Origin of the sequence: Caulobacter radicis (genome assembly GCF_003094615.1) — a bacterium.
GTDB lineage: Bacteria > Pseudomonadota > Alphaproteobacteria > Caulobacterales > Caulobacteraceae > Caulobacter > Caulobacter radicis.
Genome location: NZ_QDKO01000009.1, coordinates 19,877 through 33,429 on the forward strand (window position 1 = coordinate 19,877; position 13,553 = coordinate 33,429).

Below are 13,553 nucleotides of genomic sequence, written 5' to 3' on the forward strand. Positions count from 1 at the left end.
TCTTATCGCGGCGCCCCACTATCCCCCACACCCCGGATCCGGCCGTTCCCGCCCGTCCGGGCAGGCGTAGAAGCCTTCGTCCTGGCCGGGCAGGGTGATCCCTTCGTCGGCGAGGTCGAGGAACCAGCGGCCGTCGCGGAAGGGGGCGATGCCGGTGGCGACCAGCTCCTTCGTCAGGGCCGGTTCGAGGAACGGGAAGGCGGCCCGCATGCGCGGGTCGCCGGTCCAGGCCGGGGCGTCCACCAGGCGGTAGGCGAAGTTCAGGGTCTTGCCGTCCTCGCCCACCAGCCAGGCGCGGGTGATCCTGCGGCGGGCGTAGCAGAGCTCGATGCTGGACGGCAGGGCCGGGTTCCGCGTGCGCACGCGGAACCAGTGGGCGGCCTTGCGGGCCGGCGCCAGCCGCACCTCGCCGGCCGGGGCGCCGGCGACCTCTTCCAGCAGGCCGGCCTCGACCAGGGCGCGGACGGTGTCGAGCCGGGCCGTGCGGTCGCTGATCTGGATCGGCGAGACGCCGGTCAGCACCGCGGCGCACTGGCCCAGCGGCAGGCCCTGGGCGCGGGCGTCGAAGAAGGTCTGGATCTCGGCCACGGCCTGGCCGCTGTCGATCGAGCGGCGGGCCTGCTCCTCGGGGCTGGGCGCGCAGGCCGCCAGCAGCAGCGCCGGCAGCAGGGCCCGCGCCCCGCCGCGTCCGGGTTTTCTCCTGGCTTTCATCCACGCCTCGCGCCGCCTTCGTCCGGGCGGAAACGGTCGAGCACGGGCGAGGTTGCCGCCCGTCAGCCGGCGAAGGCCTCCAGCGTCGCGGCCAGGCTGGCGAGGTTGGCGCTGTTGGCGGCCATGGCCTCGGCGATGTCGGGCCGTTCGGGGATCACCGCCACCACCCCGCCGCCGGCGGCGCGCAGGGTGAAGCCGTCGCGTTGCAGCTTCAGCAGGTGGCGGCGGGTGGTCTCGATCGGCAGGCCCATCGAGCGGGCGATGGCCGTCAGCCGCACGGGACGTTCCCCCGAGGCGTCCTGCGGCGCGTGGGCCGACAGCCTAAGCGCCGTCAGGAACACCAGGCCGCGCATGATGTCGCCGTCGAACACCGAGGACAGCAGCCCCGCGCTGCGCAGCACGTAGTCGGCGCCGATGTCGAGGTGATGGCGGGCGAGCGTCGATCGGACGTCATTGGGCATGGGGCTTTGTTACTCCTCTTGGGGGGCGAGGTCCCACGCCGCGCGGCGGGCGGCCTTGATCCGGATCAAGGCGCGACCGGCGATCTTCGGGCAGGAGCCGCGCCCAGTTCCAGGAGTTCCCCCCACGATGTCGCCCGCCGGCCCTTCCGATCCTCCCGGTCTTTCAGGCCCCGACGTGCCGGCCTTCACCGGCGAGGACATCGTGCGCCTGTTCGCCGCCACCTACCTGCCGCTGTGCCGCTCGCTGGAGGCGGCCGGCGCCCTCGACCCCGTCGCCCTGGCCCGCGACATCCGGGCCCGCCTCGACCCCGAGCCCGGCGAGCCCTGGGAGATCCTGGCCGCGGCCCTGTGCAAGGTGCTCGGCGAGGCGGGGCGGGGGTAGGGGGCTCGTGCTCGGTGCGTGATCCTCGTCCTTCGACAAGCTCAGGATGAGGATCATTCAAAGGCCGAGCGGCGTAAAACCTCATCCTGAGCCTGTCGAAGGACGAGGTTTCGTCTCGAACCTCGGATGCCGATACGCCTTGGAAGGCTAGTCCTCGATCGCCTCGATGCCCTGGCGCCTCAGCGCCTCAAGGTGGTCGCGCATGGCCGCCAGCTGCTGCGGCGCATGGCCGGTCCAGCCTTCGACCTCGCCGACGATCCGCAGCGGGGCGCGAGTGCGGTACGACCGCGTCGGATTGCCCGGGAACCTCTTGTCGGTGACGTTGGGATCGTCCTCGAACGGGCCGGTCGGCTCGACGACGTAGATCCGCTCGCGCCCCTCGCCCTGGGCCAGCTCCGCGCCCCAGGTCGCCGCATCCAGCGTGGCGGCGAAATAGACGAAGGCGGCGGCCTTGCGCGATCCGTAGTTCGAGGCGCGGCCGGCCTCGATCAGGTCGCCCGCCGAAAGATCCGCCTTCGTGCCGTGATAGTAGGTCGTGGTCATGGTCGCCTCCGCTCGAGAAGACCCCGCAGACTGCGCATATTTCGCCGCCCGCCAATGCTTGAACGCAGGTTTTTCGGGCCTAAATCTGGATCAGCCGCCCCGCCAGCGCAGGGCCTCGGCCAGTTTCGAGAAGGCCGGCGAGGCGTGCCGGCGGCTCGGATAATAGAGGTGGTAGCCGGAGAACGGCTCGCACCAGTCCTCCAGCACCCGCGCCAGGTCGCCGCTCGCCAGGTGGGGCGCGGCGACGTCCTGCGGCATGTAGGCCAGGCCCAGTCCCTGCAGCGCGCCGTCCAGCCGCTGGCGGATGGTGTTGACCACCAGCTGGCCGTCGACCCGCACCTTGACCTCGCGGCCGTCCTTCTCGAACTCCCAGGCAAACAGTCCGCCATAGGTGGGCAGGCGCATGTTGATGCAGTTGTGCTCGGTCAGGTCCTGCGGCGTCAGCGGACGCGGGCGGGTCGCGAAATAGGCCGGCGCGCCGACCACGGCCATGCGCAGGTCGGGACCGATGCGCAGGGCGATCATGTCCTTGGCCACCTGCTCGCCCAGCCGCACCCCGGCGTCGAAGCCCTCGGCGACGATGTCGACCAGGCCGTAGTCGACGGTGATCTCGACCCGGATGTCGGGATAGTCGGGCAGCAGCCTGGCCAGGCCCGGTTGCAGGGCCGACTGTGCGGCGTGCTCGCCGGCGGTGATGCGAATGGTGCCGGCCGGCCGCTCGCGCAGGTCGCTGAGGGCGGCCAGGGCCTGCTCGATCTCCTCCAGTCGCGGCGCCAGGGTCGCCAGCAGCCGCTCGCCCGCCTCGGTGGGCGCCACGCTGCGGGTGGTGCGGGCCAGAAGGCGCAGGCCCAGCCGCGCCTCCAGGCCCTTGATCGTCTGGCTCAGCGCCGAGGCCGAGACGCCCAGCTTGGCCCCGGCCCGGGTGAAGCTGCGCTCCTTGGCGACCAGGGCGAAGGCGGCGAGGTCGTCGAGGCGCTGGGTCATTTGTAAGTCCCGCTAAAAACAACATGGTGATTATCGCGTCTAATCGCCGGAATAGGCCAGGCCTATCTTGCTCGGCGTGCGAAGGCGTCGGGGGCTCCGCGTTCGCCGCAGCCAGGAGCCCGCCGATGATCCGCATTTCGTCCGACGTCCACGAGCGGCGCGCGTGACCGCCGTCTCGCGCCGCGCGGCGATCGGCGCGCCCGCCGCATTGATGCTGTCCGCCGGCGCCTGCGGGGCCCAGCCGACCGGGCCGTCCGGCCAGACCCGCGCGCTGGTCGCCTATTTCAGCCGCTCGGGAAACACCCGGGTGATCGCCGGCCAGCTGCACCGCGAGCTGCCCGCCGACCTGTTCGAGATCCGGCCCGCCCGGCCCTATCCCGAGGACTACGAGCAGATCGTCGCCCAGGCCAGCCGCGAGCGCGAGGCCGGTTTCCGGCCAGAGCTGGCGGGGCGGGTCGCGAGTCTGTCGGCCTACGACGTCGTGTGGCTGGGCTTTCCGGTCTGGGGCCAGAGCGTCCCGCCGCCCGTGCGCGCCTTCCTGGCGGCCCACGACCTTTCCGGCAAGACCGTCCGGCCCTTCGTCACCCACGGCGGCTACGGCCTGGGCGACAGCCTTTCGATGCTGCGCGCCGACGCGCCCCGCGCCCGCTTCGAGGCGGCCGTCTCGATGGAGGCCGACCAGGAGCGCCGCACCATGAACCAGGTCCGTGAGTGGCTGGCCAAGGCCCGGCCCCGCGCGACCAATCCTTGAGGAGAGCAAAGATGCAGAAGCGCAAACTGGGCCAGGGCCTGGAAGTCTCGGCCCTCGGCTATGGCTGCATGGGGCTGAGCGCGGGCTACGGCCCGGCCACGCCGCGCGACGAGGCCGTGGCGGTGATCCGCGCCGCCTTCGACGCCGGCGTCACCCTGTTCGACACCGCCGAGGTCTATGGCCCCTTCGCCAACGAGGCCCTGCTGGGCGTCGCCGTCGCCCCCTTCCGCCACGAGGTGGTGATCGCCACCAAGTTCGGCTTCGATGTCGACATGGAGACCGGCGTGCGCAGCGGCGGCCTCAACAGCCGTCCCGATCACATCAAGGCGGTGGTCGAGGCCCAGCTGAAGCGCCTGCGCACCGACCGCATCGACCTGCTCTACCAGCACCGCGTCGATCCCGACGTGCCGATGGAGGACGTGGCCGGCGCTGTGAAGGACCTGATCGGGCAGGGCAAGGTCGCCCATTTCGGCCTGTCCGAACCCAGCCTGGCCTCGCTCAAGCGCGCCCACGCGGTGCAGCCGGTCACCGCGCTTCAGAACGAGTATTCGCTGTGGACCCGCGACGTGGAGGACAACGGCGTCCTGGCCGCCTGCGAGGAACTGGGCGTCGGCTTCGTGCCGTTCAGCCCGCTGGGCGCCGGTTTCCTGACCGGCAAGATCGACACGACCACTGAGCTGGCGGCGGGCGACTTCCGCTCGATCTCGCCGCGTTTCACCGCGGAGGCCCGCGCCGCCAACATGGCGCTGGTCGACCTGCTCAAGGCCATCGCCGCCGAGAAGGCCGCCACGCCGGCCCAGATCGCCCTGGCCTGGCTGCTGGCCCAGAAGCCGTGGATCGTGCCGATCCCGGGCACCACCAAGCTGCCCCGCCTGGCCGAGAACCTGGGCGCGGCGGACGTGGAACTGAGCGGCGCGGACCTCACCCGCATCGCCGTGGCCGCCGCCCGGATCACCATCCACGGCGCGCGCCTGCCCGAGGATGTCCTCTCCAAGACCAACCGCTGAGCGGAGCCAGCACATGAGCGAGCACCAAACGCGCGGCGGCGTCGACCGTCGCGGCCTGCTGGCCCTGGGCCTGGCCGCGCCGGCGGCCCTGGCGGCGGCTGGATCCCCGGCCCAGGCGGCCCAGCCCGTCCCGGGCCTCGATCGCCGCCGGCTGGGCGGGCTGGAGGTTTCGGGCCTGGGCCTGGGCGTCCAGAACATGAGCCGCACCTACCAGACGACCATCCCCTACCGGCCCGAGATGATCGACATCATCCGCAAGGCCCGCGACCAGGGCGTCACCTTCTTCGACGCCGCCGAGGCCTATGGCCCGCATGAGGTCGAGCGCATCCTGGGCGAGGGCGTGGCCCCGTTCCGCGACGAGGTGGTGATCGCCAGCAAGTTCGGCTGGAACATCGACCTTGAAACCGGCGTCCGCGGTCCCGGCCTCAACAGCCGGCCCGAGCATATCAAGCTGGCGGTCGAGGGCATGCTGAAGCGGCTGCGCACCGACCGTATCGACCTGCTCTACCAGCACCGCGTCGACCCGGCCGTGCCGATCGAGGACGTGGCCGGCGCGGTCAAGGACCTGGTCGCGCAGGGCAAGGTGCTGCACTGGGGCCTGTGCGAGATGGGGCCGCAAACCCTGCGCCGCGCCCATGCCGAACTGCCGCTGGCCGCCGTCCAGAACGAGTATTCGATGCTGTGGCGCGGACCCGAGGCCTGGGTGCTGAAGGCCTGCGAGGAGCTGGGGATCGGCCTGGTCTGCTGGAGCCCGCTGGGCGTCGGGTTCCTGAACGGCGCGATCGACGAGCGCACCCGCTACGCCGACGGCGACATCCGCAAGCTGGAAGGCCGGTTCGCGGCCGAGAACCTGCCGGCCAACCTGGCCCTGGTCGCCCTGGTCAAGGCCTGGGCTCGTCGCAAGGGCTGCGCCCCCGGCCAGGTCGCCCTGGCCTGGCTGCGGGCCCAGCGGCCGTGGATCGTGCCGATCCCCGGAACCACCCAGATGGCCCACATGCTTCAGAACGTCGGCGCGGCCGGGGTCGCTTTCACCCCCGCCGAACTCGCCGAACTGAACGCTGCGGTGGCCGCCATCGAGGTCCAGGGCCTGCGTCTGCCCCCGGCCGTGCTGGCCTATTCCGAGGTCGAGGCGCCGCCGAGGGGGTGATCGCCGAGGGCTCCCTCTCCCATAGGGAGAGGGCCGGGGTGAGGGGTTTACGGCGCTCGACGGAGCGCCGGCACGCCGTCCGGCCTCGTAACCCCTCACCCTCCCAGGCTATCGCCTGGGCCCCTCCCTCTCCCTCTGGGAGAGGGTTCATACGCCTACCCCAAACCGCCCGCGATCACCCGCAGCGCCGGCTCGCGTCTTGGTCCCGTGGGCTGGGGTCCCGGCTGGCGCTCCGGCCTGGGCCTTCGCAGCACGATCTGCAAGGCCTCGACCATGGCCGCGCTGGCGGTGGTCTCGCCCGGCGCCACGTACAGCGACATGGCGTCGGCCAGGGCCGCGCGGTCGAGTACGCCGGCGGTTTCCAGCCGTTCGCACAGCGGCAGGTAGGTGGCCGCGAACAGCTTGATCAGGTCGGTGGGGGTGAAGTCGGCGACCTCCGCCGTCATCAGGCGGCCCACTGGCCGGACGTAGCGGCGGGGCCGGTCTCGTCTCGCGTGCGGAACAGGCCGATGCGGTCGGCGAGTTCGGCGGCCTCGGCGTTGAGGGCGTGGGCGGCCGCCGTGGTCTCCTGGACCATGGCCGCGTTCTGCTGCACCACGCGGTCCATCGCGCCCATGGTGGTGTTGACCTCGCCCAGGTTCGAGGCCTGGTCGGCGGCCGAGCGGGCGATGGCGTCGATCTGGACGTCGATCTCGGCCACGCGGGCGACGATCCGCTGCAAGGCCTCGCGGGTCTTGCCCACGCGCTCGACCCCGGCGGCGACCTGGTCGCCCGAGACGGCCACCAGGGCCTTGATCTCGCGGGCGGCGTCGGCGCTGCGCTGGGCCAGAGCCCGCACCTCCTGGGCGACGACGGCGAAGCCTTTGCCCGCATCACCCGCACGGGCGGCCTCGACCCCGGCGTTGAGGGCCAGCAGGTTGGTCTGGAAGGCGATCTCGTCGATCACCCCGATGATCTGGCCGATCTGGCCCGACGAGGTCTCGATCCGGGTCATGGCCTCGACCGCCTCGGTGACCACGGGGTCGGAGCGCTCGGCCTCCTCGCGGGCGCGGGCGGCCGCGGCGTTGGCCTTGCGGGCGTTGTCGGCGGTCTCGTTGACGGTGGCGGTGATCTGGCCCAGCGCCGTCGAGGTCTCCACCAGGCTGGCGGCCTGGTCCTCGGTGCGGTTGGCCAGTTCGTCGGAGGCGCGGCTCATCTCGGCCACGCCGGCGCTCATGCTGGCGGCGTTGCCGCTGATCTCGCCCAGGGCCGCGCGCAGCTTGGCCACGGCGTCGTTGAAGTCCTGGCGCAGCGGCTCGTACTGGGCGGAAAAGCGGGTCTCCAGGCGCGAGGTCAGGTCGCCCCCGGCCAGCTGGCGCAGGGCGTGGGCCAGGTGTTCGACCACTTCCGTCTGCTCGGCCTCCATCGCCGCCTTCAGCCGGGCGCGCTCGGCGTTGGCGCGGTCGGCGGCGGCGCGTTCGGCCAGGGCCGCGGCGTTGGCCTCGTCGGCGGCGCGGGCGGCGCGCTCGGAGGCCTCCGTGCGGGCGCTGACGGTGACGAACAGGCGCGAGACCCCGGCCGTCAGCCAGACCAGCGACCAGGCGGTGGTCAGCGTCATGGCCGCGCGCAGGGCCAGCGCCAGCAGGCTCTCGTCGGCGGCCAGCCGGTGGGGGAAGAGGCCGGCGGCCATCAGGTCGACGCCGATGACGGCGGCCGCCCCGGCCGCCACCACCCGCCAGTCGCCATAGGCCACCAGCAGGGCCAGCGCCGCCAGGAAGGCCATGCGGGCCTCGTCCTGCAGGCCATGGCCCCGGAAGGCCAGTACGAACAGCGCCACCTGGCCGACCAGGGCCAGGGCCGTGCACAGCTGCTGGGCCAGGCGGTCGCGCCACAGGCCGTAGGCCGCCAGCACCAGCGCCGCCAGGACCGCCGAGCCCGCCGCCGGAACCAGCAGCGGCGCGCCGGCCAGCAGGCAGGCGATCGGAACCACCACGGCGCTGGCCGCCACGCAGCCGATCACCAGCTGACCGCCGACGCGGCGCTGGGCCTCAATACTGTCGAACTGGATCAAACGCACGCCCGCCTCCGGTATTTCGCGGCAAGCATCCGTGATGAGCGTTAATCGGTCGTGACAAAACCGGCGAAACAACGCCCATGGTTACTACGTACCAATACGTAGATGTCGCGACAATATTCTCAAAATGGGAGAACGACGACATGTCCGGCCGGGATTTCGATCGTGCGCGACCATCCGGGAGCGGACGACGTCAACCTGTAGTGGCCCCGGGGCGCGGGCCTGTGTAAGCCTTGGCCATGGCTTCGAAGGTGCAAGACATTCTGCGGCGGCCCCGGGGCCTGATCGGCCGCTCCATCCTGGTGGTGGCGGCGATCGTGTTCGTTCAGCTGGCGGCCAGCGTCGCCTTCTACCAGGCGATCGACCGCCAGACCCTGCGCGAGGACCACGCCCGCCGCATCGCCGAACTGCTGGTGGTGGGCGACCGCGTCAGCCGCCTGGCCCAGGCCGACCTCGACCAGGTGATGACCTCCCGCTACCTCGAGGCCGAGGTCGTCTCCGCCCCACCGCAGGCGCCGTCCCAGGCCCGCGCCCAGACCGGCGAGGCCGACGCCATCATCCGCTATGTCCGCCAGTGGGAGCCGGCCCTGGCCAGGCGTCCCCTGCGCCTGTGGTCGGAGGACCAGTCGGACGGCGGCCGCGACCTGGTCGGCGCCATGGGCCTGTCCGACGGCCGCTGGCTGTCGTTCCGCTCGCGCCACTTCCCGCGCCCCTGGCCGATCGCCCTGCGCGCGGTGGCCACGACCCTGGCCTTCTCCCTGGCCTGCGTGGCGCTGGGGGCCTACGCCCTGCGCCAGCTGGGCGAGCCGCTGCGCCGCCTGGCCGAGGCCGCCGGCCGGGTGGGCGAGGGCCCGCCCCAGCCGGTCGTCGTCGAGGGGCCCACGGACCTGGCCGAGCTCGGCCGCGCCTTCAACGACATGCAGCAGCGCATCACCGGCCTGATCGAGGACCAGGCCCGGGCCATGGAGGCGCTCAGCCACGACCTGCGCACGCCGCTGGCCCGCCTGAAGCTGGCGTCGGACTATGTCGAGCCCGAGGACATCCGCGCCATGGTCGGCGGCAATGTCGACGAGCTGGAGGAGATGCTGCGCTCGCTGTCGGCCTGGCTGCGCGCCCAGCACGCCGCCAGCACCGCCGAGAGCGTCGACCTGCCGGCCCTCGTGCGCGCGGTGATCGCCCGCTGGCCCAAGCTCGCTCGCTACGAGGGTCCCAAGAGCCTGATCGTCAGCACCCACCGCGACCCGCTGGAGCAGGCCCTGATCCGCCTCGTCGACAACGCCGTGCGCTTCGGCGGCAAGGCCAAGGTGCGGCTCGTCGCTGACGATCCCGAAGGTCCCCGCATCGAGGTGCTCGACCAGGGCCCGGGCCTGACCGACGAGGTGCTGGCCCGCATCTACGAGCCCTTCTTCCGTGGCGACGCCGCCCGCGCCCGCGACACCGGCGGCTTTGGCCTGGGCATCCCCACCGCCGACCGCCTGCTCAAGCGCTTCGGCGGCCGCCTCCAGATCGCCAACCGCGACGGCGGCGGCGTGACCGCCAGCGTCTGGCCGCCGGCGGGGGAGGGGTAGGGCTAAGGCATCGTCACGCCGTCGGCGACGTAGAGCAGCAGCTGCTCCGAGTTGACGGACTTGCGCCTGACGGACCCGCTGGGCAGGTCGATGACGTAGTCCGGCTCGCCCGCGCCCCGCCGCACCGCGACGCCCTGGCCGGGCAGCAGCTCGACCGTCCAGGCCCTGTATCCGGCCGGCGGCTTCAGCGGGTAGCGCGTGAGGGCCTCGGCGCTCAAGGCCGGGGCGGTCTGGCCGCCGAAGGTGCTGCCGGAAAAGGCCAGCACGAGACGGAGGGGCGACCCGCCCTCGTTGCGCAGGTGAAGGTCGATGGTGTCCTTTGGGCGGACCGATCGATAGCGCCACCAGCCCTTGCCGCCCATCTCGGGTCGCAGGGCCATCGTCTCGCGCCACGGCGCGCCGTTCTCGGCGCCCCGCCACATCCGCTCGGCGGCGGCCTGCAGCCGGGCCGCCCGCGCGGCCTCGTCCTTCAGCCGGCCGCCCTCGGCCATCACGACCCCGTTCGCGATCACGAAGGCCAGGTCGCGCCCCGAGACGCTGTTGACCAGCATGTCGGCCATGTTCCGTTCGGCCAGCATCGGCGTGGCGCCCAGGCTGCGGCGGTCGACCAGCAGGATGTCGGCGTCCTTGCCCCGCTCGAGCGAACCGGCGCTTGCGCCCAGGCCCGCCGCCTCGGCGCCGTTCAGCGTGGCGGCGCGCAGCCAGAACCAGGCGTCCAGCCCCGCCGTGGTCTCGGCCGACAGCGTGCCCACCTTCTGCAACAGCGCCGCCGTCCGCAGGGCGTCGAACATGCTGATCCGGTCGTTGCTGGCCGCGCCGTCGGTCCCGAGGGTGACCGGCACGCCGGCCTTGGCGTAGGCCAGGATCGGAGAGACGCCCGACGACAGGTACATGTTGGATTCCGGATTGTGCGACACCGCCGCGCGATGCTTGGCCAGCAGCGCGACATCGGCGGCGGTCGGCCAGACGCTATGGATCGAGAGGAAGCCGTCGAGCGCGCCCCAGTCCTCCAGCAGCGCGAACGGCCGGGGCGGGTCGAAGTCGGCCAGGGCTCCAAGCGCCTGCTGCTCCACGGGCGTCAACGGCTGGTTGGGAACCGTGTTGGCGCGCAGCCAGGCGGCGCGTCGGGCCATCTCCAGATAACCGTTCGAGGCCGACAGGGGCGGACGGCTGACGATCGCGCCCAGCAGCCGCTGGTCGTGAGCCGACAGGGCCTCTCCGCCGCCGGTCTCGGCCCAGTAGTCGGCGAGCTTCTTCTGGAAGTCGCGGGCTTCGGCGAGGTTCTCCATCTCGTGCTCGGTGAGCGGCAGGCCCATCCGCCGGCCCGTGATCACGCCGTCGTAGACCGACGGCAGCGACATGAACGACAGCGGGCCAAAGCCCATGAAGATCCTGTGCTTTGGGCCGGCCGCCGCGCTCAGCGCGGCCAGCTGCCGTTCGTGCAGCGCGGGGGGCAGGAACGCGGCCTGCCGCCACCAGACGACCCCGCCGTCGATGTTGTTGTCCTTCAGCGCCGCCAGCACGGCCGGCGTCGCGTCTTCCCGGAAGTTGATCGAGGCGAAGTCGACCAGAGTCGTCGTGCCGCCCAGCAGGGCCTCGCCGGCGGCCGCGTCGGTCAGGGCCCGCACGTCGGCGCCGTCGGCGTAATGGGCGGACCGGTAGACCAGCCCGGCCCATTGCTGGAGCGAGCTCGTCGGCGCGATGCTGCGCGCCACGTGCTGCCACAGGTGGGTGTGGGTGTTCACGAAGCCCGGGAGGGCCACGAGGTTGGTCCCGTCGATCTCGCGCGCCGCCGCCGGCGTCGGGCCGGTCGGGCGGGTCGGGACGATCGCGATGATGCGTCCCCCCTGCACCAGGATGTCCTGTTTCGTCAGGAACTGGCTCTTCCTGACGTCCGTAACCGTCACGTTGCGGATCACCAGGTCCGGCGCGGCTCGCGCCTGCGTCCCGCCGAGGATCACGGCCACGCCGATGGCGAGCGCCGCCAGGAGCGAGTTTTGCGACATTGCACCCTCCAAGATTGTATTATGAATAACGTCGTTATACGAGTGTGTCGCCTGCTCATTGCAGCGCTTGGGGGTGGCGATGTCCTACGAACCGCGTGACGCGCTCTATGCGCGCGACGACCTGCTGGCCGGCCTGGACCGGGCCAATCCGATCGGCTTCTTCGAGACCTTCGACCTGCGCGCCTTCCGGACCTTCGTGAAGGACGGCGGCGCGACGGCGGCCACGCGCGACGTCCGCGAGGCCCAGGCCCGGCACGACGCCTCCATCGCCGACGCCCTGCGCGTGTGGCTCGAGGCCGAGCGCCCCCGACTGGTCGGGGTGATGGGCGGGCACAAGCTGACCCGCGCCGAGCCGGCCTATGCGCGCGTGGCCGAACTGGCGCGCACCCTGACCCGCGAGGGGTTCCTGGTCGTCACCGGCGGCGGCCCGGGCGCGATGGAGGCCGCGCATCTGGGCGCATTGCTGGCGTCGGGCGACGACGCCCTGCTGGGCCAGGCCCTGGCGCTGCTCGCGCCCAGCGCCGCCCTGCCCAACCTCATCGACCTGGTCGGCGAGGACGGCCAGGTTCGCCCGGGACGCGAGGGCGACCTGAAGGCTGCCCATCTGTGGCTGGACGCGGCCCTGAAGGTTCTGGACATCGCGCCGGCGGATCCGGGACGCAGCCTGGCGATCCCCACCTGGCTCTACGGCCAGGAGCCGACGATGCCGTTCGCCACCGCCTACGCCAAGTATTTCCAGAACAGCATCCGCGAAGAGGCGCTGGTCACCGAGGCGAGGGCCGGGATCATCTATGCGCGGGGCGGCGGCGGGACGATCCGCGAGATCTTCCAGGACGTGGAGCAGAACTACTATGCGCCGAGCGCGGCGTTGTTCACGCCGATGATCTTCTACGATGGCGACGGATACTGGCAGCGGCCGGCGATCTACGGCGCGGATGGCAAGGTCCAGAGCCCGGGCATACGCCTCGACGTGGTGCTGCCCGACATCGTCCGGTTCGCCAGGGCGTCGCGCAAGGATGCCGGCAGCTGCCTGGCGAAGCTGGCCTTCACCACCGACACGCCCGGTATTCTCGACCTGCTGAACGAGCATGCGCCGGTCGCCGAGAAGGCGATGAAGGCCCTGCTGTCCAACCCCGTCGAGAGCCTGGCGCGGGCGAGGTGGAACCGCGGGTGAGGCGTCCTTCCTAAGCGCTCCACCCGCCGTCGATCGTCAGGGCCGCGCCCGTCACGTAGCCCGCGTCCGGTCCGGCCAGCCATGCGACCAGGCCCGCGACCTCGCTCGCCTCGCCGATGCGGCCCAGCGGCAGGCGGGGGGTGAGGTAGTCCATCAGGTCGGCGGTCATGTCGGTGGCTATGGGGCCGGGCTGGACGGTGTTGACGGTGATCTTGCGGGGCGCGAAGTCGAGGGCCGCGCCGCGCGCCAGTTGGGCGACGGCGGCCTTGGTCATGGCGTAGACGCTGGAGCCGGGCGTGCCGATCCGCTCGGCGGTGTTGCTGCCGATGACGATCACCCGGCCGCCGTCCGTCAGGTGCGGGGCGGCGTAGTGGATGGCCGCGAACACGCCGCGCACATTGACCGCCAGCATGTGGTCGAAGTCGGCCAGGGCGAACTGGTCGATGGTCCCGGCCTTCAGCACCCCGGCGTTGACCACCAGCACCCCCAGCTGGCCAAAGCGCGTCACGGCGGCCTCGATGGCCGCGCGCACGGCGCCTGGGTCGGCGCTGTCGGCCTGGAGGGCCAGGGCCGTTCCGCCGGCCGCCTCGACCTCGCCGGCCAGGGCGGCGGCGGGGCCGGGCGAGGCGGCGTAGGTGAAGGCCGTGGGGCGGCCCTCGGCGGCCAGGCGGCGCACGATCGCCGCCCCCATGCCGCGCGAGCCGCCCAGCACCAGGGCCGGGGAGCGGGGAGTGAAGCTGTTGTCGGTCATCTCGGAAACCTCGTT

At 72.2% G+C, this 13,553-nt stretch carries 14 protein-coding genes; 6 read left to right on the forward strand and 8 right to left on the reverse strand.

From position 1 onward, the window contains the following. Window positions 1-18 precede the first annotated feature (18 nt). Window positions 19-711, reverse strand: a complete 693-nt coding sequence (locus tag DDF62_RS02540; RefSeq protein WP_116487658.1) for a hypothetical protein — start codon at window positions 709-711, stop codon at window positions 19-21. Between the two features lie 62 nt (window positions 712-773). Next, window positions 774-1,172: a hypothetical protein gene (locus tag DDF62_RS02545; protein WP_116487659.1), complete on the reverse strand. Its 399-nt coding sequence runs from the start codon at window positions 1,170-1,172 to the stop codon at window positions 774-776. Window positions 1,173-1,299: 127 nt separating this feature from the next. Here DDF62_RS02545 and DDF62_RS02550 point away from each other — a divergent pair, with 127 nt between their 5' ends. After that, on the forward strand, window positions 1,300-1,554 hold the full coding sequence (locus DDF62_RS02550; RefSeq protein WP_133244871.1) for a hypothetical protein: 255 nt from the start codon (window positions 1,300-1,302) through the stop codon (window positions 1,552-1,554). Window positions 1,555-1,701: 147 nt separating this feature from the next. Here the strand turns inward: DDF62_RS02550 and arr are convergent, their stop codons facing one another. Together arr and DDF62_RS02560 are read right to left on the reverse strand one after the other, a co-directional pair. Next, window positions 1,702-2,097: an NAD(+)--rifampin ADP-ribosyltransferase gene (gene arr, locus DDF62_RS02555; protein WP_116487661.1), complete on the reverse strand. Its 396-nt coding sequence runs from the start codon at window positions 2,095-2,097 to the stop codon at window positions 1,702-1,704. Between the two features lie 90 nt (window positions 2,098-2,187). Next, window positions 2,188-3,081 carry a LysR family transcriptional regulator gene (locus DDF62_RS02560; protein ID WP_116487662.1) on the reverse strand — a complete coding sequence of 298 codons (894 nt, stop codon included), beginning with the start codon at window positions 3,079-3,081 and terminating at the stop codon, window positions 2,188-2,190. Window positions 3,082-3,244: 163 nt separating this feature from the next. On the opposite strand from DDF62_RS02560, the gene DDF62_RS02565 reads away from it, so the two are divergent. The 3 genes from DDF62_RS02565 to DDF62_RS02575 are packed head-to-tail and all read left to right on the forward strand — an operon-like array spanning window position 3,245 to window position 5,986. Then, window positions 3,245-3,832, forward strand: coding sequence for a flavodoxin (locus DDF62_RS02565; protein WP_208866812.1), 588 nt, complete (start codon window positions 3,245-3,247; stop codon window positions 3,830-3,832). Window positions 3,833-3,843: 11 nt separating this feature from the next. After that, on the forward strand, window positions 3,844-4,839 hold the full coding sequence (locus tag DDF62_RS02570) for an aldo/keto reductase (protein ID WP_116487663.1): 996 nt from the start codon (window positions 3,844-3,846) through the stop codon (window positions 4,837-4,839). 13 nt (window positions 4,840-4,852) lie between these two features. Continuing rightward, window positions 4,853-5,986, forward strand: coding sequence for an aldo/keto reductase (locus DDF62_RS02575; RefSeq protein ID WP_116487664.1), 1,134 nt, complete (start codon window positions 4,853-4,855; stop codon window positions 5,984-5,986). Window positions 5,987-6,141: 155 nt separating this feature from the next. On the opposite strand, the gene DDF62_RS25475 is transcribed toward DDF62_RS02575, so the two are convergent. Together DDF62_RS25475 and DDF62_RS02580 are read right to left on the reverse strand one after the other, a co-directional pair. After that, window positions 6,142-6,432, reverse strand: coding sequence for a hypothetical protein (locus DDF62_RS25475; protein ID WP_165832151.1), 291 nt, complete (start codon window positions 6,430-6,432; stop codon window positions 6,142-6,144). Then, the gene (locus tag DDF62_RS02580) at window positions 6,432-8,036 is read right to left on the reverse strand and encodes a methyl-accepting chemotaxis protein (protein WP_116487665.1); all 1,605 of its coding nucleotides are present in this window, start codon (window positions 8,034-8,036) and stop codon (window positions 6,432-6,434) included. The genes DDF62_RS25475 and DDF62_RS02580 overlap by 1 nt, the downstream gene beginning before the upstream one ends. Window positions 8,037-8,278: 242 nt before the next feature. Here DDF62_RS02580 and DDF62_RS02585 point away from each other — a divergent pair, with 242 nt between their 5' ends. Beyond that, entirely contained in the window at window positions 8,279-9,607 is a 1,329-nt protein-coding gene (locus DDF62_RS02585) for a sensor histidine kinase (RefSeq protein ID WP_116487666.1), read from the forward strand. Between the two features lie 2 nt (window positions 9,608-9,609). Here the strand turns inward: DDF62_RS02585 and DDF62_RS02590 are convergent, their stop codons facing one another. Next, the gene (locus DDF62_RS02590) at window positions 9,610-11,613 is read right to left on the reverse strand and encodes an amidohydrolase family protein (RefSeq protein ID WP_116487667.1); all 2,004 of its coding nucleotides are present in this window, start codon (window positions 11,611-11,613) and stop codon (window positions 9,610-9,612) included. Between the two features lie 79 nt (window positions 11,614-11,692). Here DDF62_RS02590 and DDF62_RS02595 point away from each other — a divergent pair, with 79 nt between their 5' ends. Then, on the forward strand, window positions 11,693-12,787 hold the full coding sequence (locus DDF62_RS02595; protein WP_116487668.1) for an LOG family protein: 1,095 nt from the start codon (window positions 11,693-11,695) through the stop codon (window positions 12,785-12,787). A 10-nt stretch (window positions 12,788-12,797) separates the two neighbouring features. Here DDF62_RS02595 and DDF62_RS02600 read toward each other — a convergent pair whose 3' ends face one another. Further along, window positions 12,798-13,538, reverse strand: coding sequence for an SDR family oxidoreductase (locus DDF62_RS02600; protein ID WP_208866813.1), 741 nt, complete (start codon window positions 13,536-13,538; stop codon window positions 12,798-12,800). Between the last annotated feature and the right edge of the window lie 15 nt (window positions 13,539-13,553).